Origin of the sequence: Croceicoccus sp. BE223 (assembly GCF_031457155.1) — a bacterium.
In the GTDB taxonomy this organism is placed as follows: Bacteria; Pseudomonadota; Alphaproteobacteria; order Sphingomonadales; family Sphingomonadaceae; genus Croceicoccus.
In genome coordinates, this window is the sequence record NZ_JAVDWB010000001.1 from 393,799 (window position 1) to 412,601 (window position 18,803).

The following is an 18,803-nucleotide window of genomic DNA, read 5'->3' on the forward strand; positions in this document are numbered from 1 at the left end:
TCGTCGCTTGAGCGGGCGACGGGAAAGTGGCATTGGTTGCACCTGATACCGGATTTCAGGACAGACCCCATGCATCGCAGGCATTTCCTCCAGGCCGGTTCCGGCCTTGCCGCTTTCCTTCTTGCCGGTCGCCCGGCGGCCGCCGTCGCGGCAACCCCGGCTGATGCGCGGCTCCGTGCGCTGATGGAGCGGGTTGCCTGGGGCGGCTTCCGCATCGATCCGAGCGGACTGACCGCACTCGGCCTCGACACCGGCGCGAATGCATGGGCGCGCTCCCGGCTCACCGGGCCGAGCCGTGCGCGAACGCTGGCGACGTGGGCGCTGATGGAAGACAGCGTCGCCACGCTCGATGCCATCGACACCGCGTCACTGGGCGAGACCGGGCAGGTCCAGGCCGAGATCCTGCGCTATCATCTGCAATCCGCGCTCGGCTCGCGCCGCTTCGGGCTGGCGCATGTGGCCTCGCCCTATGTCCTGACGCAGCAGGACGGGCTGGCGACCTCGGTACCCGATTTCCTCGACACCATGCACCCGGTCGAGACCGCCGCCGACGCAGAGGCCTACCTGTCGCGCCTGGCGGCCCATGGCCACGCGCTGGACGACGAGAGCGAATGGCAACGTTCGGAAGCGGCGCGCGGCTTCGTCGCGCCCGCCTGGTCGCTGCGCAAGGCGGCGAGCCAACGCCGCGGCATGCTCGACGGCGCGGCGGGCGACACGACGCTGGTCCGTTCGCTTGTCCGCCGCACCGCCGAAAAGGGCATCGCGGGTGACTGGGAGGCGCGTGCGACCGCCCTCGTCAGCGATCTCGTCCGTCCCGCGCTCGCGCGCCAGGTCGCACTGCTCGACCGGCTGGCGGCGCGCAGCCCCGCCGGCGACGGCATCTGGCGCGTGCCCGACGGGGCGGAACTCTACGCCGCGCAGCTCGGCTACTACACCACCACCACCCTTTCGGCGGACGAGATCCACCGCACCGGCGTGGAGCAGGTGGCCGAGATCACCGGCCAGCTCGACACCTTGTTGCAGGGCGCCGGTCTGTCGAAGGGCACCGTCGGCGAGAGGCTCGACGTGCTCAACAACCGGCCCGACCAGGTGTTCGAGGATAGCGCCGCGGGCCGCACCGCGCTGCTGCGTTTCCTGGAAGAGCGGGTGGCGAAGAGCTGGGAACAGATCAGGCCGGCTTTCACCCTCGTTCCCGACCAGAAGGTCGAAGTCCGCCGCGTCCCGCCCGAAATCGAGCAGGGGGCGAGCCTGGGATACTACCAGGGGGCATCGGCCGACGGTTCGCGGCCGGGTGCGTTCTACATCAACCTCTACGACGTGAAGGACTGGCCGCGCTATACGCTGCCGGCGCTGATCTACCACGAAGCGATGCCCGGCCATCACCTTCAGACCGCGCTCTCTTTGTCGAACGAGGACTTGCCGCTCTACCTGCGCAACCAGTACATCGGCGCCTATTCCGAAGGGTGGGCGCTTTACACCGAGATGGTCGCTGACGAACTGGGCATGTACGAGGGGATCGAGCGGGCGGGCGCGCTGCAGTCCTGGCTCTACCGCGCGGCGCGGCTGGTGACCGACACCGGCCTTCACGACCAGCGCTGGAGCCGGGAGAAGGGCATCGACTATTTCGGCCGCACCGTCGGCTATCCCGCCAACCAGACGATGAGCGAGGTCGAACGCTATTGCGCCGGGCCGGGGCAGGCGTGCAGCTACAAGATCGGCCAGAACGCCTGGATGGAAAACCGCAAGCGGGCCGAGGCTGCACTGGGCAAGGACTTCAGCCTGCCGGCCTTCCATGCCATCGTCGCCGAAGGCGAAATGCCGCTGAGCCTGCTGTCACGCCGGGTCGATGCGTGGGTGGCGGCGGAGAAGGCGCGCCTCGGGCGGGGGTGACCGCGACCGGTAGGCCAAAGACGATGCCTCCGCTCATCGCGTTCGCGCCACGCGCCGTCAATCAACGACGTGGTTACCAACGCGTTGATTGCGGCTCTTAATTTGCCGTTAATGGGATCGCGACGACCACCGCGGGGTCAGGGCCGAGGATTTTCGCGCCTTGTTTCCGGGAGAATGGGACAAATGAAAAAGTTCATTGCATTTGGCGCTTCTGCGCTGTTGGGCGTGGCCGCGGTGTCCGTGCAGGCACAGGACACCGGCACCGGCAGCGACACGCCCGAGGTCGGCGACGTCGAGGGTAACGAGCCTGTCGATACGGTGGAAACCGGTAACGGCGCGCAGGTCGTCCGCGAGGAAACCGACCTGATCGAGACCCAGCTCGACGAGAATGGCGATCCCGTTCTCGACGAGAACGGCGAACCGGTGACCTCTGTCATCGGTACGCAGAAGGTCCAGACCGTGACGACGCCGAGTGGCAACATCAACACGGTGACCAAGACGACCGACCTGGACGGCAGGCAGACCACGACGGTCGAGCATTTCCGGCCCGAAAAGGCCGAGCGTCCGACGCGTGCCGAGCGTCCTGAAAAGGTCGAAAAGGTCGAAAAGGTCGAGCGACCTGAAAAGCCGGAGCGCCCGGAAAAGCCGGAAGGCGCCGGTCGCCCGTAAGGACAAGACGGCATGAAGGAGCGCGGGGCGCGGCGACCATAGGGTGGCTGCGCCCCGACTCGCTTCGACAGCAACGACAAGGGATCAGGGACAAAATGACAACCAGGAACATGAGCGCCGTGTTGCGGAGACTCGTCGCAACCTCGGGCATCGCGGCCATCGCACTGGCCGTTCCGGCCAACGCCGAGGAATACACGCAGTTCAGCATCGGTGCCGACTATTCGACCGGCGATTATGGCGACGTTGCCGACACCAAGATGCTGGCCGTTCCGCTCGGCATCAAGTTCCAGGGCGATGGCTTCTGGGCACGGGCCAGCGTGCCGTATGTCCGGATCGAGGGGCCCGAAGGCGTGATCCCCGGCGACGGCGGCGTTTCGCCCGGCAATGGCGGCGGCGGCACGACGGTGATCGATACGCGAAGCGGCATCGGCGATGTCAACCTGGCGGCCGGTTATACCATTCCCCTCGGCTCCTCCACGTGGCTCGACGCCATCGGCAAGGTGAAGCTGCCGACTGCATCGAAAGAGAAATTTCTCGGCACCGGGACCACCGACATCACCGCGGAGGCCGAACTTATGCACAGCTTCGGCAACCTGAGCGCGGCGGTGCGCGGCGGGCGACGCTTCAACGGATCGAACACCCTCTATCCGCTGGACGACGTGTGGCAGGCCGGCGCGGGTCTTTATGCCAAGGCAGGGCCGAAGCTGTCGCTGGGGCTCGATTACGACTGGCGCGAAGGAGCACTCGGCACGTCACCCGATCGCAGCGAGGCAACCGCGTCGGCTACCTACAAGCTCAATCCGGGTTTGCTGATCCAGGGGTACGGATATACCGGCTTTTCCGAAGGGAGCCCGGACCTCGGCGGAGGGGTGCAGCTCCTCGTGCGCATCGGCGCCCGCTAAGCGCGCATCGTGCTGTGACCCACCCGACCGTCCCGCCGCACGGGCGGGGCGGTCGGGGCCGGGGTCATGGCTGGTAGAAGAACCACATGACCATCAGCGCCAGCGTCACGGCTGCGGCCCCCGCGAAAAGCGGGGCCCAGTTGACGTGATAATCCGGCATGTGAGGACGACGCATGATCACCTCCTGCCCAGGGTCTAAACCCTTTTCGGCGTGCTCTGCGGCTCCAACGGCTGGAGCCGTCGACGGCCGCGATCATACGCCTATTTTTCGGGCCTTGGAAGCGGCGGGTCTGTGGCTGGTTCGCCGCCGCAAGGGCGGGACTGGCAGCAGCCGTGCCGTCGCCCCCGCTCAATCCGGTCGCGTCGCTCCCGGGCCGGCAATAGCCATCGCGCGCTGCCAGGCCGGACGATCCGTCAGCCGGCGTGCATAGGCCTGGATGTTGGCGAAGCCGTTCAGCATGTCCGCGTTGCCGAACATCGGCAGGCTGGTCACCGCGAAACCCGACATCAGGTCGGCCAGTGTGAAGCTGTTTCCGGCCAGGAATTCCTGGCGGCCCAGATGATCGTCCATTTGCCGCAGGAGCCCTTCGGTGCGGCGCCGCACGACGGTGCCGATGATGCCGCCGTCATGCCCGTTGCCGGCCGCATCCAGCGCACGCTCGACGAAGAAGCCCGTCAGCAGGTTGTTGTTGAACTGCAGCCAGTAAAGGTAGTCGGCATAGCCTTCCTCATCCGGCGCGACCGTCAGGCGGCCCCCGCCGTGCCGGTTCGCGACATACTGGATGATGGCCGTGGATTCGGCCAGCACCAGGTCGTGGTCGGCGATCACCGGGGCCATCGCGGCGGGATGCAGCGCGAGGTATTCGGGCGGCGCAAGCCCGTCTTCGCCGCGATCGAACCATTCCAGCCGATAGGGCAGCGACAGTTCCTCCATCAGCCAGACGATGCGGTCGGACTGCGATTTGCCGAGATGGTAGATGGTGATCATGTCGGAGGTTCCGTGAAGAGGGGAGGTTGACCCCATCATGGCGATTCCGGGCCAAAAGGCAAAACGCCCTGTCCGACGCGCGGTCCGGGCTGGCGTGCGCGGCGAAACGGGCGGCTGGCCGCCCGCAAGTGGCAGGGTCAGCCCTCCAGCCCCTCGACCTCTTCGGCCAGTTCCAGCCAGCGTTCCTCGGCGCGTTCCTTTTCGGCGCGCTTGTCTTCGAGCGCCTTGGTCAGCCTGGCGAACTTGGCCGGATCGCTGGTATAGAGCGCGGGGTCGGCCAGCGCCGCCTCGTCCGCGGCCATCAGCGCTTCCAGTTCCTCGATCCGCGCGGGCAGCAGTTCGTAGTCGCGCTGGTCCTTGTAGCTGAGCTTGGTCTTTTTCTGCGGCGGCGGGGGCGGCGACGGGGGCGCGGCCTTCTTCGCGTCCTTCACCGGCATGACCGGCTTCTTGCGCTTGGTTTCCCAGTCGGCATAGCCGCCCGCGATCACGTCGACGGTGCCGCTGCCGTCGAGGCCGAGCGTCACCGTCACCGTGCGGTCGAGGAAGTCGCGGTCGTGGCTGACGATCAGGACCGTCCCCTCGTAGTCGGCGATGACCTCCTGCAGCATGTCCAGCGTCTCGAGGTCGAGATCGTTGGTCGGCTCGTCGAGCACGAGAAGGTTCGAGATGCGGGCGAATTCGCGGGCGAGCAGCAGCCGCGAACGCTCTCCGCCCGACAGCGTGCCGACGCGGGCATCGGCAAGCCCGGGGTCGAACAGGAAGTCCTTGAGATAGGCCTGCACGTGCTTGCGCACGCCGCGCACGTCGACCCAGTCGCCCCCTTCGGCGATGATGTCGCGGATCCGCTTTTCGGGGCTGAGCAGGCTGCGCTGCTGGTCGATCATCACGCCGTTCAGGGTCTTCGCCAGCGTCACCGTGCCACTGTCGGGCTCCAGCTCGCCGGTCAGCATCTTCAGCAGCGTTGTCTTGCCCGCGCCGTTCGCCCCGACGATGCCGATGCGGTCCTGCCGCTGGATGCGCAAGTTGAAGTCGCGGATGATGACCCGGTCGCCGAACGACTTGGTGACGTGTTCGGCGCTGATCACCGCCTTGGTCTTGCTGTCGTCGGCCACGACCTTCAGCTTGGCCGCGCCTTGCGGGCTGAGCATCGCGGCGCGCTGGGCGCGCATCTCGTGCAGCTTTTCGAGCCGGCCCATGTTGCGCTTGCGCCGCGCGGTGACGCCGCGCTGCAGCCAGTGCGCCTCCAGCTTCAGGCGGGCGTCGAGCTTCTCGGCGGCACGCGCCTCTTCGGCATAGACCTGCTCCTCCCAGGCCTCGTACCCGCCGAAGCCGACGTCCTTGCGGCGCAGGTTGCCGCGGTCGAGCCAGAGCGTTGCCTTCGTCAGGCGGGTCAGGAAGGTCCGGTCGTGGCTGATGACGACGAAGGCGCCGTTGAAGCGGTTGAGCCAGCTTTCCAGCCAGTCGATCGCGGCAAGGTCGAGGTGGTTGGTCGGCTCGTCCAGCAGGAGCAGGTCGGGCTCCATCGCCAGCGCGCGGGCGATGGCGGCACGGCGCCGTTCGCCGCCGCTGGCGCTTTTTGCCTCGCGGCTCATGTCGATGCCCAACTGGCCGGCGATGGCCTCCACCTCGTGCCGGGCGGGGGCATCCGCGCCGGACAGGGCGAAATCCATCAGCGTCGCATGTTTCGCGACGTCCGGCTCCTGTTCCAGCATCACCACCCGGGTGCCCGGCTGGACCGAACGCTTCCCGCGATCCGCCTCGATCTCGTTGGCGATCAGCTTGAGCAGCGTCGTCTTGCCCGCGCCGTTGCGGCCGATCAGCGCCAGCCGGTCGCGCGGCGCGATGTGCAGGTCGAGGCCGCTGGACGCGCTGGTGCTGTCGGGGCCGCCGAACAGCCAGCCGCCGCCCTGCTGGAGGCCGAGGCCTTCCCATGAAAGGATCGGTGCTTGTGCCATGGCCCGCCGCCTAGCCGGGGCGCAGCGGCCCCGCAAGCGTGCGTTCAGGGAACAAGCGGCAGCAACCGGGCATTCGGATGGAAGCACTTGGGAGAAAACCTGATGAAGAGAATTTCCGCCGCCCTTCTGGCCACTGCCATCGCGGCCCCGATGCTGATCGCCACGCCCGCGACGGCCGCGGTCGAGGTCAGCGTCGTGTCGCAGGGCCCTGTCGCCGAAATCCAGGTCCAGCAGGACGTGCGGGGCGATCCCGACAAGGCGATCGTCAGCGCCGGGGTGACCACCCGCGCGCAGACCGCCGTGGCCGCGATGCAGCAGAATGCGGCCGCGATGGACCGGGTGCTGAAGCGGCTCGACGCGCTGAAGATCCCGCGCGATCGCGTTCAGACGAGCGGCATCAGCCTGAACCCGCAATACAGCTACAACAACGCCAGCGTGCCGACATTCCTCGGCTATGACGCGACCAACACGGTCACGGTCGAACTGCGCGATCTCGACAATATCGGCCCGGTCCTCGACTCGCTGGTGAGCGAGGGTGCGAACAACATCAACGGCCCGACCTGGGGCGTGATCGACGACACGACCCGCCGCGACCAGGCGCGCAAGGCGGCGATGACCCGCGCCTTCGCGCAAGCCAGGGACTATGCCCGCATGGCGGGATATTCCGACGTGAAGCTGCTGTCGGTGGAAGAGACGATGGGCTTTACCCAGCCGTTCTACGGTGCGCCGCCGCCGGCCCCGCCGCCGATTGCAATGGAAGCGAAGTCGACGCCGACCCGCCCCGGCCAGGTCTCCACCACCGTGATGCTCAACACCAAGTTCGAACTGGTGCGCTGAGGCCACAGCCGGGGCTTGACGGGACGCGAACGCAACATTCACGCCTTGTTCAATGCCCCGGCACTAGGCATCACGTCATCATGAAGCGCATGACCCGCCTTGCCCTTTTTGCCCCCCTTGCCCTCGGCCTGCTGGCCGGGGGTTCGCCCGTGCTGGCCGATGGCGGCAAGCGCGATGGGCAGGGCGAGGCGCGCCGCGAGCTTCGCGCGGGCAACGTCCAGACGCTGCGCCAAATCGAGAACCATGTCCTGCCGCGCATGAACGGCATGGACTACCTCGGCATGGACGAGTTCGTGGCCAACACTTATCGGTTGAAGTTCATTAAGGACGGACGCGTCGTTTTCGTCGACGTCGATGCCCGCACCGGGCGCATTATCAACGTGATGAAATAAGGCGCGGCTGGCCTTGCCCCGCGCCGCCACTTGCACCGTTCCATCCGGCACAAATGTCCCGTTCAGGTTGCGGGGAGCTTTTCTTGCTCCCATCTGTTCATGTAGATGAACAAGCCGGGCAAGGCTCTCGCAAGAGAGCGCCCGCCGCGACGGAGAGCCTATGCGTATCCTGATTGTCGAGGACGAGCCGACGCTGGGCAACCAGCTCAAGACCACGCTGGAACAGACCGGCTATGCCGTGGACCTGTCCACCGATGGCGAAGACGGCCACTTCCTCGGAACATCCGAAGATTATGACGCGGTCGTGCTCGACCTCGGCCTGCCCGAGATCGACGGGCTGACCGTGCTCGGCATGTGGCGCCGCGAAGGGCGCAACTTTCCGGTGCTGGTGCTGACCGCGCGCGATTCCTGGTCCGACAAGGTCGCCGGCCTCGATGCCGGGGCCGACGATTATCTCGCCAAGCCGTTCCAGACCGAGGAACTGATCGCCCGCTTGCGCGCGCTCATCCGCCGCGCTTCGGGCAACGCCAGCAGCGAATTGACCGCGGGCGACGTGCGGCTGGACACCCGCTCCGGCCGGGTCACGCTGAACGGCGAGCCGGTGAAGCTGACCGCGCAGGAATACAAGCTGCTGTCCTACCTCATGCACCACAAGGGCAAGGTGGTCAGCCGCACCGAACTGATCGAACACATCTACGACCAGGACTTCGACCGCGATTCGAACACCATCGAGGTGTTCGTCACGCGCATCCGCAAGAAACTGGGCGCGGACGTGATCACGACCATCCGTGGCCTTGGATACAGCCTCGACGACCCCGCCGACCAGCCGCGCGGCTGAGCCTGACGCAATCCGGGAGGGTGAGGGCGCTGCCGCGCCCGGTCCGGACGCGCCCGCGCCCTGCCCGACGGAGCCGGCCGAGCCGGTGAACAGCCCGGCGGCCCGCCGCATCCGTGCGGCGCGTCGCAAGCTGACGCTGGCCCGCCGCGCGTCGCGCCCCGACTCGCTGTTGGGTGCGGGGCACACCGGCTCGCTGTCGCGGCGCATGATGCTGATCGCGATCGGCTGGATCGTGTTCCTGCTGCTGATCGGCGGCGTCTTGCTCGACCGGTCCCTGTCGGGCCTGATCGTGCGGAATTTCGACGAACAGCTCGACTACATGCTGACCGCGATGGTCGCCTCGACCGAGATCGGGCCGGACGGCGAGGTCTTGTTCTCGCGCCCGCTCGGCGACCAGCGCTTCCTCGAACCGAATTCCGGTCTCTATTGGCAGATCACCGGAGAAGGGCACGAGGACTATCCCTCTCGCTCGCTATGGGATCGCAGCCTGCAGGTCAGGCCGACCGAGCATAACGAGGTGCTCATCTACGACAGCGACCAGTTCCCCGGCGAACCGCTGCGCGTGATGCAGCGACCGATCATCCTGCCGGGCAGCGACACCCAGTGGTGGTTCGTCGTCGCCGCCAGCCGGGAAGAGATGAACGCCCAGATCGCCCGGTTCCGCTCGATCCTCGCCTACAGCTTTGTCGTGCTGGGCGGCGGGCTGATCATGATGGCGGCCCTGCAGACCTGGCTCGGCCTGTCGCCCTTGCGCGGCGTGCGCCGGGCGATCCAGCGCATCCGCATGACCGGCGAGGCGAGGGTCACCGAACCGCTGCCGCTCGAAGTGCAGCCGATGGTGGAGGAGCTGAACGCGCTGCTCGCCCATTCCGAAAAGCAGGCGGAGGAAGCCCGCGCCCATGCCGGCAACCTCGCCCATGCGCTGAAGACGCCGCTGACCGTGCTGACCAGCGCCGCCGCGGCGCACGATCCCGAACTCGACCAGTTGGTCCAGCGCGAGGCGGCGACGATGCGGCGGCAGGTCGATCACCATCTCGCCCGCGCCCGCGCCGTCGGCCGCCGCGCGACCGGCCTGGCCCGCGCCGACGTGCGAGAAGCGGCAGAGGCGGTCGAGCGGGCCGTGGGGAGGCTCTACCCCGACGTCCGCTTCGACCTCGACGGCGCGAAGCCCGAGGAGGCCATCGTCGCGATCGAGCGCCAGGATCTCGACGAGATTCTCGGCAACTGCATCGAGAACGCGGCCAAGTACGGCGGCGGCAGCGTATTCGTGACAGTCGACGCGGTGCCGGAAGACGCGAACCAGTGCCTCGTCTGGATCGAGGACGACGGCATGGGCATCCCCGAGATCGAACGCCAGCGCATCTTCGATCGCGGGGCGCGGCTCGACACGAACAAGCCGGGAACCGGGCTTGGTCTCGCCATCGTGCGCGATGTGGTGGAGATCTATGGCGGCAGCGTCGCGCTGGGCGAGAGCGAGGACCTGGGCGGACTGCTGGTCGAACTGCGCCTGCCACGCGCGGGGGCGCGGGTGTGAATAACGCGCACTCGCCGTGCCGCTTATCATTTGCTACATATCGTTAACGCTTAAATCGTATTCCTCAGGTCGGACAAACCTGCATGGAGTCACGGACATGGGCATGGCGATGGCGCGAACGGTGGACAAGCGGCGTGATGATCGGGTCAACGTCCGGCTCGTGACCAGCCACGACCGCGGCGATTACCCCCTGACGCTGCTCAATCTTTCCAACACCGGGATGCTGCTCAATTCGCCGCGCAAGCTGCGTGTCGGCGACATGGTGCTGGTGGACCTGCCGAAGATCGGCGCGACCCGCGCGCAGATCATGTGGAACGATGCCGACGAATACGGTTGCCAGTTCGTCAAGCAGATCCCCGATTCGGTGGTGCATGCGGCCGAGGAGGTTTCGCGCCAGAACCGCATCCGCCCCGTGCCCCGCCGCCGCGCACCGGTCGAACCGATCGTGGAGCGTGACGAAACATGTTCGCTGGTCCTGCTGATGGCGTTCCTCGCCGCAGTGGTCGCGATGGTCTACGCGGTGCAGGCGCTTACCAACTGATCGCCAGCCTTATCAACACGGACGCCGCGCGGCATCAGCCGTTGCGGGCCCGCTCGTGGTGGCGGATCACTTCGTTGATGATGAAGCGCAGGAACTTCTCGGAAAATTCAGGATCGAGGTCGGCCGCCTCTGCCAGCGACCTGAGCCGGGCGATCTGCTTCGCCTCCCGCTCCGGATCGGCCGGGGGCAGCGCGGTCGTCGCCTTGTATTCGCCCACCGCCTTGGTGATGCGGAACCGTTCGGCCAGCATGTGAATCAGCGCGGCATCGATGTTGTCGATGCTCTTGCGAAAACCGGCCAGCACCGCGTCGGGCGCCGTGTTCGGGTTGGGATTCGATCCGTCCATGGCCCGGCCCCCTAGCAAAGCGGCGGGGCATCGCGCAAATGCTCATGCGGGGCGGATCCTGCCCGGCACATTCCGTAGCGGAACGGATGCGACCGATTGCAAAACGGCTTGCCTTGTCGCGCCTGCTCGCCCAAGGACCGGGCGTGAACGCGACCGTGCATCAGATGCCCCGCCAGGAGCCTTCGCTCGCGCCCGTGCTGGCGCTGACCGCGGATGGCATGAACTGCGTCAACCAGATCATCCTCGATCGCATGCAGTCGAAGATCCCGCTGATCCCGGCGCTGGCCGGTCACCTGATCGCGGGCGGTGGCAAGCGGATGCGCCCGATGCTCACGCTGGCGAGCGCGGCGCTGCTCGAATACGAAGGCAACCGCCACCACAAGCTGGCCGCCGCGGTCGAATTCATCCACACCGCGACCCTTCTGCACGACGATGTCGTCGACGGATCTGACATGCGCCGCGGCAAGCAGGCGGCGAACGTCATCTTCGGCAACCCGGCGGCGGTGCTCGTCGGCGACTTCCTGTTCAGCCGTTCGTTCGAACTGATGGTCGAGGATGGCAGCCTGAAAGTGCTGAAGATCCTGTCGGGCGCCAGCGCGATCATCGCCGAGGGCGAGGTCGACCAGCTTACCGCCCAGCGCCGCGTCGACACGGGCGAGGAGCAATACCTCTCGATCATCGGGGCCAAGACCGCCGCGCTCTTCGCGGCGGCCTGCCGCATCGCCGCGGTCGTTGCCGAGCGCGATCCGGCGATCGAGCAGAAGCTCGACGATTATGGCCGCAACCTCGGCATCGCGTTCCAGCTTGTCGACGATGCGATCGACTACGATTCGGAACTGGGCGAAAGCGGCAAGGACAAGGGCGACGACTTCCGCGAGGGCAAGATGACCCTGCCGGTCATCCTCGCCTATGCCCGGGGCAGCGACGAGGAACGCCGCTTCTGGCAGGACGCGATGCGCGGCAAGCGCAATTCGGACGAGGATCTCGCCCACGCCACGGCGCTGATCGCGCGGTATGGCACGGTCGCCGACACGCGCGAGCGAGCGAAGCATTTCGCCAATCGCGCCATCGACGCCATCTCGGGATTCCCGGCGAACGAGGCGCGCGCCGCGATGATCGAGGCGGCCCGTTTCGCAGTATCCCGCCGCTTTTGATCCCCTTCTATTCGACCGGGATCATCAGGTGGGCATAAGGCGTGCCCGCCCACATGACATAGGGAACGCTGGTGTCGGGGTTCGGCCCGGACGGATAGCCTGCGAGCGCCTTCATCGATCCGACGATCATCACGTGGGGACCGGTCTTGATCCAGTCGCCATCGGGCTTCGTCGCATAGGGATCGGTGTTGCTGGCATCGGTCCCGCCTTCCAGCATGTACATGAAGCCGGGCGTTTCCGCGGGCGGTTCGCCGTGCGACATCCAGGCCATGCCCCATTTCAGCGCGTTCGCGTCCATGCACATCGGATCGGGGCCGGGCGTCGCCGGGCTGTCGGGCATGCAGGTCCAGCCGTTGCTCCCTTCGCGCAGGGTCTTCATGCTGCCGTCGTCCGCCATCGCGACGATGGTGGCGTTGCGCCCCACCGCAGCCGGCGCGGCGGACATCGCGCTGGCGATCGGGTCGCTGTGGTCGGTCGTCGCGGGAACCGTAGACGCGGGGATCGAAGCGGCCCACGCCGGATGCGTGGTGGCCGGCTGGATCAGCAGAAGTGCTGGCGCGGCGATGAGAAACGGGCCGATGCGGGATGACTGCATGGCTATCCTCCGTTTTCGAAGGCGACCCTTGCGCAGACTAGCACTTCGGCGCGCGAATGCATAACGGCAGAGGCATGAGCGAAGCGCGCCTTCCCATCCATGCCGTCCTGCCCGACCTGGTCGCGGCCTTGCGCGTCGGCACGGGCGTGGTGCTGGTGGCGCCGCCGGGGGCGGGCAAGACAACGTCGGTCGCTCCGGCGCTCCTGGGCGAGGATTGGTGCGGCGGGCAGATCCTGCTGCTCAGCCCGCGCCGCGTCGCCGCCCGCGCCGCCGCCGAACGCATGGCCGAGATGCTGGGCGAAAAAACGGGCGAGACCGTCGGCTATGCCACCCGCATGGACACGAAGGTCGGCGCCCGGACCCGCATCGTCGTCATGACCGAGGCGATCTTCGTCAATAGCATCGTCGCCGACCCCGACCTGCCCGGCGTAAGTGCGGTGCTGTTCGACGAGGCGCACGAGCGTCATCTCGACAGCGATCTCGGTCTCGCGCTCGCCATCGAGAGCCGAGCGGTGCTGCGCGAGGATTTGCGCGTCGTGGTGATGAGCGCGACCATCGACGGGGCCCGCTTCGCCCGCCTGCTGGGCGACGGCACCCCGGTGATCGAGAGCGAGGGCAAGGCCTGGCCGCTGCGCATCGAATGGCTGGGCGCGCGTGCGGAAAAACGGGTGGACGAACAGGTCGCAAGCGCGGTGCTGACCGCCTGGCGCGACACGATCGGACGAGAGGAGGAGGGCGACGTGCTCGCCTTCCTGCCCGGCGTCGCCGAGATCGAGCGAGTGCGCGAGCGGCTGGAGGAGCGCTTGCCCGATACCCTCATCCTGCCGCTGCACGGACAGGTCGAGCCGGCGGCGCAGCGGCTGGCCATCCGGCGCGATCCGCAAGGGCGGCGGCGCATCGTGCTCGCCACCGCGATCGCCGAAACCTCGCTGACGCTGGACGGCGTCTCGGTCGTCGTCGATGCCGGACTGTCGCGCCATGCCGAATTCGACATCGCCGCGGGCACGAGCCATCTCGTCACCCGCCGCGCCAGCCGCGCCGCCGCCGCCCAGCGTGCCGGTCGCGCCGCGCGGCAGGGGCCGGGTGTCGCCTATCGGTTGTGGGAAGAAGCGGGCCATGCCGGGCGTCCGCAATTCGACCCGCCCGAGATCGCGACCGCCGACCTTGCGCCGCTGGTGCTGTCTCTCGCCCGCTGGGGCGAGGCGGACCCGACCCGCCTGCCGTGGCTCGACCCGCCGCCGGTCGCCGCCCTGTCCGGTGCGCGAGAGCGGCTGTTGGCGATGGGCGCGCTGGACGAGGCTGGGCACGTCACCCCGCTGGGGGAAAAGTTGTCGGCCCTGCCGATGGACCCGGCGCATGCCGCGATGGTCCTGTTCGGGGCGGAGGCGGGCGATGCGCTGACTGCGGCGCGCGTGGCGCTGCTCTTGCAGGAACGCGGGCTTGGCGGGCGGGGCGAGGACCTTTTGCAGCGCCTGTCGCGCCTGGATGGCGAGCGAGGGCGACGGGCCGATGCGGCGCGGCGGCTGGCCGACGGCTGGGCGCGGCGGGCCGAAGGACTGGTTACGCGCGGTAATGCGGCAGGGGGGGCGGCGATCGTCCTTGCCCGCGCCATGCCCGGCAACGTGGCGCGGCGGCGCGATGCCGGCGGCGAGAACTGGCTAACGGCATCGGGCCGGGGTTTCACGCTCGACCCGGCATCGCCGCTGGCGCGCGAGGAGTGGCTGGCGATCGGCGACGCGCAGGGGCAGGCCAAGGGCGCGCGGATCACCGCCGCGGTCGCGATGACGCAGGGCGAGGTCGAGGCCGCGTTCGCCGACTTGATCGACCGGCGGTCGATCGTTACCTGGAACGAGGCCGAGGGCCGCATCGAGGCGAGGCTGCAGCGCCGGCTTGGCGCGATCACGCTGGCATCCGGTCCCGATCCGAATCCCGATCCCGATGCGCTGGCGTCGGTGCTGCTCGACATTGCCAAGGGCCGGATCGAGACGCTTTTGCCACGCGCTCTGATGGCCCGCGCGGCGCATGTCGGCATCGCCGAACTTTCCCTGGAAGCGCTTGTCGCGACGGCGGAGGATTGGCTGCTGCCGTTGTTGCGCGGGCGGCGCGATCTCGATCTCGACAGGGGCGCGGTGACGGACGCGCTTCTGGCCCGGATCGATTGGGGAACGCGCCAGCGGCTCGATCGGCTGGCCCCGCGCGAATTCGCCAGTCCGGCCGGCACGCACCACGCCATCGACTACGCCGGTGACAACGCCCCGTCGGTCGAAGTCCGAGTGCAGGCGCTGTTCGGTCTCGACACCCACCCGATGATCGGGACGACGCCGCTCCTGCTCAACCTGACCAGCCCGGCGGGACGGCCGATCCAGGCGACGCGCGACCTGCCCGGCTTCTGGCGGGGCAGCTGGCATGACGTGGCGAAGGACATGAAGGGGCGCTATCCGAAGCATCGCTGGCCGGATCGACCCTGGGAGGAAAAGCCCAGCCTCAAGACCAAGAATGCCTTTGCCAAGGGTGGTTGAAGGCGCTTGAGCCGAAAGGTCGAATCGCTTATCGGTTCGGCCGAAATCGAACCGCAAGGCCGAACGGCGGTCGCGCCTTGTTGGCGCGAAGTCCGGCGAACCGGAAGGTTCGCGACCGGCGTCTGAGGGTCCAGAACGAATATGCCTGCCCGTATCTATCAGCGGCCCAAGAACGCCATGCAGTCGGGCCGCGCCCGCACGTCGGAATGGGTGCTCGATTTCGCCCCTTCGGAAGCGCGCAAGCCCGATCCGCTGATGGGCTGGGCCGGATCCGGTGACACGCAGCAGCAGGTGCAGCTGACCTTCGAGGATTGCGCCGCGGCGCAAGCTTATGCCGACAAGTACGGGATCGACGCGCACATCATCGAGACGCCGCCGCGCCGGCTGAAGCTGCAGGCCTACGCTGACAATTTCCGCTGAGCGGACGATCCGCGATCAGGTGATGATCGCGCCTTCTTCCAGTTCGCCGATCGCGCCCATGCGCCAGGTGATCTTGCCGCGGTTGTAGGCCGCGTGGCAGTCGGTCGCGTCATGGCCGATGTCTTCGCTCAGCAACGGCGTCTGTGTCAGGCCCGGCCCTTCGAAGCGCAGGTCGTCGCATTCGCCGTCGCGCGCGAATTCGCTGGCGTCGTCGCCCCATTCGATCTCTGCCGAACCGGACAGGCGGATGAACATCGGGTTGAGATCGACCTTGCCCGCCTGGAACGCGGCCTTGCAGTCGCTGGCATCGCGGAAGATGTCATCGGGAAGCAGCGGCGTCGCGGTCATGCCGTCGCCGGTGAAGCGCAAGTCGTCGCATTCGCCGTCACGCGCGAAATCGCCCGCATCGTCGCCGAAGTCGACACCGTCGAAGCTTCCGAACAGGGCCACATTCTGCGCCGCGGGCGAATCGGCCTGCGCCGCGACCATCGGGATCGTCGCCATCGAAATGGCGATCAGGGGAGCGAAGAGAAAACGGTTCTTCATGTCGATTACCCTCAAGGAGGTGTTCGATTCGGTTAACCCTCGAAACGGCTTTCGTTTCCCTATCAGCCGCGGAATTCCGCGAAAAACGCGGTAACCATATGTGTTCATGGCCGTCCCGAACGGGGACGCGCGGCCCGGGCGCGCGCAACGTGGCGGGGGCTTGTCAAGCCGCCTAAAGCCCGCCATATCGCCAGCCGGGAGTCGGGTGGACGTTCGCGTCCGCCAACCTGGTCAGGTCCGGAAGGAAGCAGCCACAACGGATGGCAGCGGGTCGCCCGGCTCCTTTTTCCTTTTCGTCGTCAGTCATTTGCCTGCCACGTGCGCAGCGCGTTTGCGGCTTGCGGTTTTCGACGGATTCGATCGTCCGCACGGTTCGACACGGCGGCCCCGAGCCCCTAGATTGGCCCCGATGTCCGATTCACCCGACATGTTCGGTTCGCAGGAACCGGAGGACGAGCAGTCCCCAGCCGAAGCGCCGCCTCCGACCGCGGCGGAACTGGAGGCCGCGGGGCAGAGCGCCCTGTTCGCCGAGCCGGAGCCTGCGCCACTGCCCTCGGCCACGGGAGCGGTGCCGCCCGAAGTCGCGCCTAAGACACCGGCAACGTCGCCTGCGGCCCAGCCCGGCGCGTCGGCGCAACCCTATCGGGTGCTCGCCCGCAAGTACCGGCCGCAGACCTTTGCCGAACTGATCGGCCAGGACGCGATGGTCCAGACGCTGGCCAACGCGATCCGCCGCGACCGGCTGGCCCATGCCTTCCTGATGACCGGGGTGCGCGGGGTGGGCAAGACCAGCACCGCGCGCCTGATCGCCAAGGCGCTCAACTGTATCGGTCCCGACGGCAACGGCGGCCCCACGATCGACCCGTGCGGCGTGTGCGAACCGTGCCGCGCCATCGCCGAGGGGCGGCACATCGACGTGATCGAGATGGACGCGGCGAGCCATACCGGCGTCGACGACGTGCGCGAGATCATCGAGGCTGTGCGCTATGCCGCCGTTTCCGCGCGCTACAAGATCTACATCATCGACGAAGTCCACATGCTGTCGCGCAATGCGTTCAACGCGCTGCTCAAGACCTTGGAGGAACCGCCCGCGCACGTGAAGTTCCTCTTCGCGACGACCGAGGTGGACAAGCTGCCGGTGACGGTCCTTTCGCGCTGCCAGCGTTTCGACCTGCGCCGCATCACCGCACCGATGCTGAGGGACCACTTCGCCAGAGTGTGCGAGGCGGAAGGCGTTACGGCGGAGGACGAGGCGCTGGCCATGGTCGCGTCCGCCGCCGAAGGCTCGGTTCGTGACGGCCTCTCGATCCTCGACCAGGCGATTGCCCATGCCGACATGGCGAGCGAGGGCGAGGGCACGCACGTCACCGCCGAACAGGTGCGCGAGATGCTGGGCCTGGCCGACAAGGGCGAGCAGCGGGCGCTGCTGTCGGCCCTGCTGGCTGGAAATGCGATCGAAATGCTCGATGTCCTGGGTCGGCAGTATGCGCTTGGGGTCGAACCGGTTGCGGTCATGCGCGGGCAGATGGATCTGGTCCATCGCATCGCGCTTTGCCAGGTGTCGCAGGCGGGCGGCAAGCCGGGCGAGGCCGATGCGCCGAGCGCGGAGGAGCGCGAGGCGATCATGGGCTGGGCCACGGGGCTCGGCGCGGCGCAGGTCCACCGGCTGTGGCAGCTCCTGCTCAAGGGCTACGAAGAAGTGCGCGGCGCGCCCGAACCCATCGTCGCCGCGCAGATGGCGCTCCTGCGGGTGATGCACGCCGCCGACATGCCCGATCCGGGTGCCCTGCTGAAGAAGCTCGACCAGATCGCCGCCAATCCCGCCCCCTTCGCGGCCGCGTCGGGTGAGGGGGCGGGACAGGCCGGGCCCGCCGCGCTGGCTGCCGGATCAGCTTCGCCCGCGCCGGACTGGGAACGGCTGATCCACCAGGTCGAGGCTGCCGGCCAGCTGCGCGTGGGGCAGGTCATGACCGACTGGATCCGGGTCGTCTCGCTCGCGCCCGGTCACCTCGCCTATCAGCTTGTGCCGGGCTTCAACGAGGATGTCGGGCCCGATCTTCGCGACGCGCTCTACCGCGCGACGGGCGAGCGCTGGCAGGTCGAACGCGCGCCGGTCGGTGTCGAAGGCGCGCCCGCGATCAACGAACGCCGCAAGGCGCTGGCCGAGGAAGAGGCCGCCATCGTCCGCAATTCGCCGATGGTGCGCGCGGCGATGGAGCATTTTCCCGATGCGCGGCTGCTGGAAACCGGCGCGGACAAGGACATTCGGCGGGCCTGATCCCGCCCAGCAAGAGGACAGACAGATGAAGTCGATGGAAGAAATGATCCAGGCTGCGCAGGCCGCAGCGCAGACCATCCAGAAGCAGATGAACGAGGCGCAGGCGACGCTCGATGCGATCGAGGTCGAGGGCCAGTCGGGCGGCGGCATGGTCAAGATCCGCTGCACCGCAAAGGGTCGCATCCTGGGCGTGTCGATCGACGACAGCCTGATGGTGCCCGCCGAAAAGCAGATGCTCGAAGACCTGATCACCGCCGCCTTCAACGACGCGCGCAGCCGCGCCGACCAGAAGGCGAACGAGGAAATGATGCGTGTTCAGCAGAGCGCCGGACTTCCCCCCGGTTTCGATCTTTCCAAGCTGGGCCTTTGATCCGGACGGTGGAAGATTGCTTGTCGTCG

18 protein-coding genes and 1 other RNA gene are annotated in these 18,803 nt (G+C 67.6%); 14 read left to right on the forward strand and 5 right to left on the reverse strand.

Going from position 1 to position 18,803, the window contains the following annotated elements:
- The first annotated feature begins 69 nt into the window (after positions 1–69).
- From J2X37_RS01945 to J2X37_RS01955, 3 genes are all read left to right on the forward strand, one after another.
- The gene (locus J2X37_RS01945) at positions 70–1,890 is read left to right on the forward strand and encodes a DUF885 domain-containing protein (protein ID WP_310017142.1); all 1,821 of its coding nucleotides are present in this window, start codon (positions 70–72) and stop codon (positions 1,888–1,890) included.
- 183 nt (positions 1,891–2,073) lie between these two features.
- Complete coding sequence (locus J2X37_RS01950; protein ID WP_310017144.1) at positions 2,074–2,559, forward strand: hypothetical protein; 486 nt, start codon at positions 2,074–2,076, stop codon at positions 2,557–2,559.
- Between the two features lie 95 nt (positions 2,560–2,654).
- Positions 2,655–3,461 (forward strand): transporter, encoded by an 807-nt coding sequence (locus tag J2X37_RS01955; protein WP_310017146.1) that lies wholly within the window; start codon positions 2,655–2,657, stop codon positions 3,459–3,461.
- Between the two features lie 349 nt (positions 3,462–3,810).
- Here the strand turns inward: J2X37_RS01955 and J2X37_RS01960 are convergent, their stop codons facing one another.
- Both J2X37_RS01960 and J2X37_RS01965 read right to left on the reverse strand, forming a co-directional pair.
- A complete protein-coding gene (locus tag J2X37_RS01960; protein ID WP_310017148.1) occupies positions 3,811–4,449 on the reverse strand; it encodes a glutathione S-transferase in 639 nt (212 codons plus the stop codon).
- 137 nt (positions 4,450–4,586) lie between these two features.
- A complete protein-coding gene (locus J2X37_RS01965) occupies positions 4,587–6,404 on the reverse strand; it encodes an ATP-binding cassette domain-containing protein (RefSeq protein ID WP_310017151.1) in 1,818 nt (605 codons plus the stop codon).
- 102 nt (positions 6,405–6,506) lie between these two features.
- Between J2X37_RS01965 and J2X37_RS01970 the strand changes: the two genes are divergently transcribed.
- The 5 genes from J2X37_RS01970 (at position 6,507) to J2X37_RS01990 (ending at position 10,546) form a co-directional block, all read left to right on the forward strand.
- Complete coding sequence (locus J2X37_RS01970; protein ID WP_310017153.1) at positions 6,507–7,241, forward strand: SIMPL domain-containing protein; 735 nt, start codon at positions 6,507–6,509, stop codon at positions 7,239–7,241.
- Positions 7,242–7,321: 80 nt separating this feature from the next.
- The gene (locus J2X37_RS01975; protein WP_310017155.1) at positions 7,322–7,633 is read left to right on the forward strand and encodes a PepSY domain-containing protein; all 312 of its coding nucleotides are present in this window, start codon (positions 7,322–7,324) and stop codon (positions 7,631–7,633) included.
- 160 nt (positions 7,634–7,793) lie between these two features.
- Entirely contained in the window at positions 7,794–8,471 is a 678-nt protein-coding gene (locus J2X37_RS01980; RefSeq protein WP_310017157.1) for a response regulator transcription factor, read from the forward strand.
- Positions 8,472–8,676: 205 nt separating this feature from the next.
- Positions 8,677–10,005: an ATP-binding protein gene (locus J2X37_RS01985; RefSeq protein ID WP_310018041.1), complete on the forward strand. Its 1,329-nt coding sequence runs from the start codon at positions 8,677–8,679 to the stop codon at positions 10,003–10,005.
- Positions 10,006–10,108: 103 nt separating this feature from the next.
- Positions 10,109–10,546 (forward strand): PilZ domain-containing protein, encoded by a 438-nt coding sequence (locus J2X37_RS01990; protein ID WP_310017159.1) that lies wholly within the window; start codon positions 10,109–10,111, stop codon positions 10,544–10,546.
- A gap of 34 nt (positions 10,547–10,580) precedes the next feature.
- Here the strand turns inward: J2X37_RS01990 and J2X37_RS01995 are convergent, their stop codons facing one another.
- Positions 10,581–10,892: a chorismate mutase gene (locus tag J2X37_RS01995; protein WP_310017161.1), complete on the reverse strand. Its 312-nt coding sequence runs from the start codon at positions 10,890–10,892 to the stop codon at positions 10,581–10,583.
- 143 nt (positions 10,893–11,035) lie between these two features.
- On the opposite strand from J2X37_RS01995, the gene J2X37_RS02000 reads away from it, so the two are divergent.
- Positions 11,036–12,046, forward strand: coding sequence for a polyprenyl synthetase family protein (locus tag J2X37_RS02000; protein WP_310017163.1), 1,011 nt, complete (start codon positions 11,036–11,038; stop codon positions 12,044–12,046).
- A 7-nt stretch (positions 12,047–12,053) separates the two neighbouring features.
- On the opposite strand, the gene J2X37_RS02005 is transcribed toward J2X37_RS02000, so the two are convergent.
- Positions 12,054–12,641, reverse strand: a complete 588-nt coding sequence (locus J2X37_RS02005) for a hypothetical protein (protein WP_310017165.1) — start codon at positions 12,639–12,641, stop codon at positions 12,054–12,056.
- A gap of 74 nt (positions 12,642–12,715) precedes the next feature.
- Between J2X37_RS02005 and hrpB the strand changes: the two genes are divergently transcribed.
- Both hrpB and J2X37_RS02015 read left to right on the forward strand, forming a co-directional pair.
- Positions 12,716–15,160, forward strand: coding sequence for an ATP-dependent helicase HrpB (gene hrpB / locus J2X37_RS02010; RefSeq protein WP_310017168.1), 2,445 nt, complete (start codon positions 12,716–12,718; stop codon positions 15,158–15,160).
- 141 nt (positions 15,161–15,301) lie between these two features.
- Positions 15,302–15,580: an ETC complex I subunit gene (locus tag J2X37_RS02015; RefSeq protein ID WP_310017170.1), complete on the forward strand. Its 279-nt coding sequence runs from the start codon at positions 15,302–15,304 to the stop codon at positions 15,578–15,580.
- Between the two features lie 15 nt (positions 15,581–15,595).
- On the opposite strand, the gene J2X37_RS02020 is transcribed toward J2X37_RS02015, so the two are convergent.
- Entirely contained in the window at positions 15,596–16,126 is a 531-nt protein-coding gene (locus tag J2X37_RS02020; protein WP_310017172.1) for a hypothetical protein, read from the reverse strand.
- Positions 16,127–16,320: 194 nt separating this feature from the next.
- Between J2X37_RS02020 and ffs the strand changes: the two genes are divergently transcribed.
- The 3 genes from ffs (at position 16,321) to J2X37_RS02035 (ending at position 18,774) form a co-directional block, all read left to right on the forward strand.
- An RNA gene (ffs, locus tag J2X37_RS02025) (signal recognition particle sRNA small type) lies at positions 16,321–16,415 on the forward strand.
- Between the two features lie 120 nt (positions 16,416–16,535).
- On the forward strand, positions 16,536–18,404 hold the full coding sequence (locus tag J2X37_RS02030) for a DNA polymerase III subunit gamma/tau (RefSeq protein WP_404979585.1): 1,869 nt from the start codon (positions 16,536–16,538) through the stop codon (positions 18,402–18,404).
- Positions 18,405–18,429: 25 nt separating this feature from the next.
- Positions 18,430–18,774: a YbaB/EbfC family nucleoid-associated protein gene (locus tag J2X37_RS02035; protein WP_310017173.1), complete on the forward strand. Its 345-nt coding sequence runs from the start codon at positions 18,430–18,432 to the stop codon at positions 18,772–18,774.
- Positions 18,775–18,803 lie beyond the last annotated feature (29 nt).

Bases quoted from the DNA above. Each gene is read 5' to 3' on its own strand.
- J2X37_RS02015 (WP_310017170.1), top strand. From the start codon at position 15,302: ATGCCTGCCCGTATCTATCAGCGGCCCAAGAACGCCATGCAGTCGGGC.
- J2X37_RS01950 (WP_310017144.1), top strand. From the start codon at position 2,074: ATGAAAAAGTTCATTGCATTTGGCGCTTCTGCGCTGTTGGGCGTGGCC.
- hrpB (WP_310017168.1), top strand. From the start codon at position 12,716: ATGAGCGAAGCGCGCCTTCCCATCCATGCCGTCCTGCCCGACCTGGTC.
- J2X37_RS01990 (WP_310017159.1), top strand. From the start codon at position 10,109: ATGGCGATGGCGCGAACGGTGGACAAGCGGCGTGATGATCGGGTCAAC.
- J2X37_RS01975 (WP_310017155.1), top strand. From the start codon at position 7,322: ATGAAGCGCATGACCCGCCTTGCCCTTTTTGCCCCCCTTGCCCTCGGC.
- J2X37_RS01945 (WP_310017142.1), top strand. From the start codon at position 70: ATGCATCGCAGGCATTTCCTCCAGGCCGGTTCCGGCCTTGCCGCTTTC.
- J2X37_RS02035 (WP_310017173.1), top strand. From the start codon at position 18,430: ATGAAGTCGATGGAAGAAATGATCCAGGCTGCGCAGGCCGCAGCGCAG.
- J2X37_RS01985 (WP_310018041.1), top strand. From the start codon at position 8,677: ATGATGCTGATCGCGATCGGCTGGATCGTGTTCCTGCTGCTGATCGGC.
- J2X37_RS01960 (WP_310017148.1), bottom strand. From the start codon at position 4,449: ATGATCACCATCTACCATCTCGGCAAATCGCAGTCCGACCGCATCGTC.
- J2X37_RS01980 (WP_310017157.1), top strand. From the start codon at position 7,794: ATGCGTATCCTGATTGTCGAGGACGAGCCGACGCTGGGCAACCAGCTC.
- J2X37_RS01955 (WP_310017146.1), top strand. From the start codon at position 2,655: ATGACAACCAGGAACATGAGCGCCGTGTTGCGGAGACTCGTCGCAACC.
- J2X37_RS01965 (WP_310017151.1), bottom strand. From the start codon at position 6,404: ATGGCACAAGCACCGATCCTTTCATGGGAAGGCCTCGGCCTCCAGCAG.
- J2X37_RS02020 (WP_310017172.1), bottom strand. From the start codon at position 16,126: ATGAAGAACCGTTTTCTCTTCGCTCCCCTGATCGCCATTTCGATGGCG.
- J2X37_RS01995 (WP_310017161.1), bottom strand. From the start codon at position 10,892: ATGGACGGATCGAATCCCAACCCGAACACGGCGCCCGACGCGGTGCTG.
- J2X37_RS02030 (WP_404979585.1), top strand. From the start codon at position 16,536: ATGTCCGATTCACCCGACATGTTCGGTTCGCAGGAACCGGAGGACGAG.
- J2X37_RS02005 (WP_310017165.1), bottom strand. From the start codon at position 12,641: ATGCAGTCATCCCGCATCGGCCCGTTTCTCATCGCCGCGCCAGCACTT.
- J2X37_RS01970 (WP_310017153.1), top strand. From the start codon at position 6,507: ATGAAGAGAATTTCCGCCGCCCTTCTGGCCACTGCCATCGCGGCCCCG.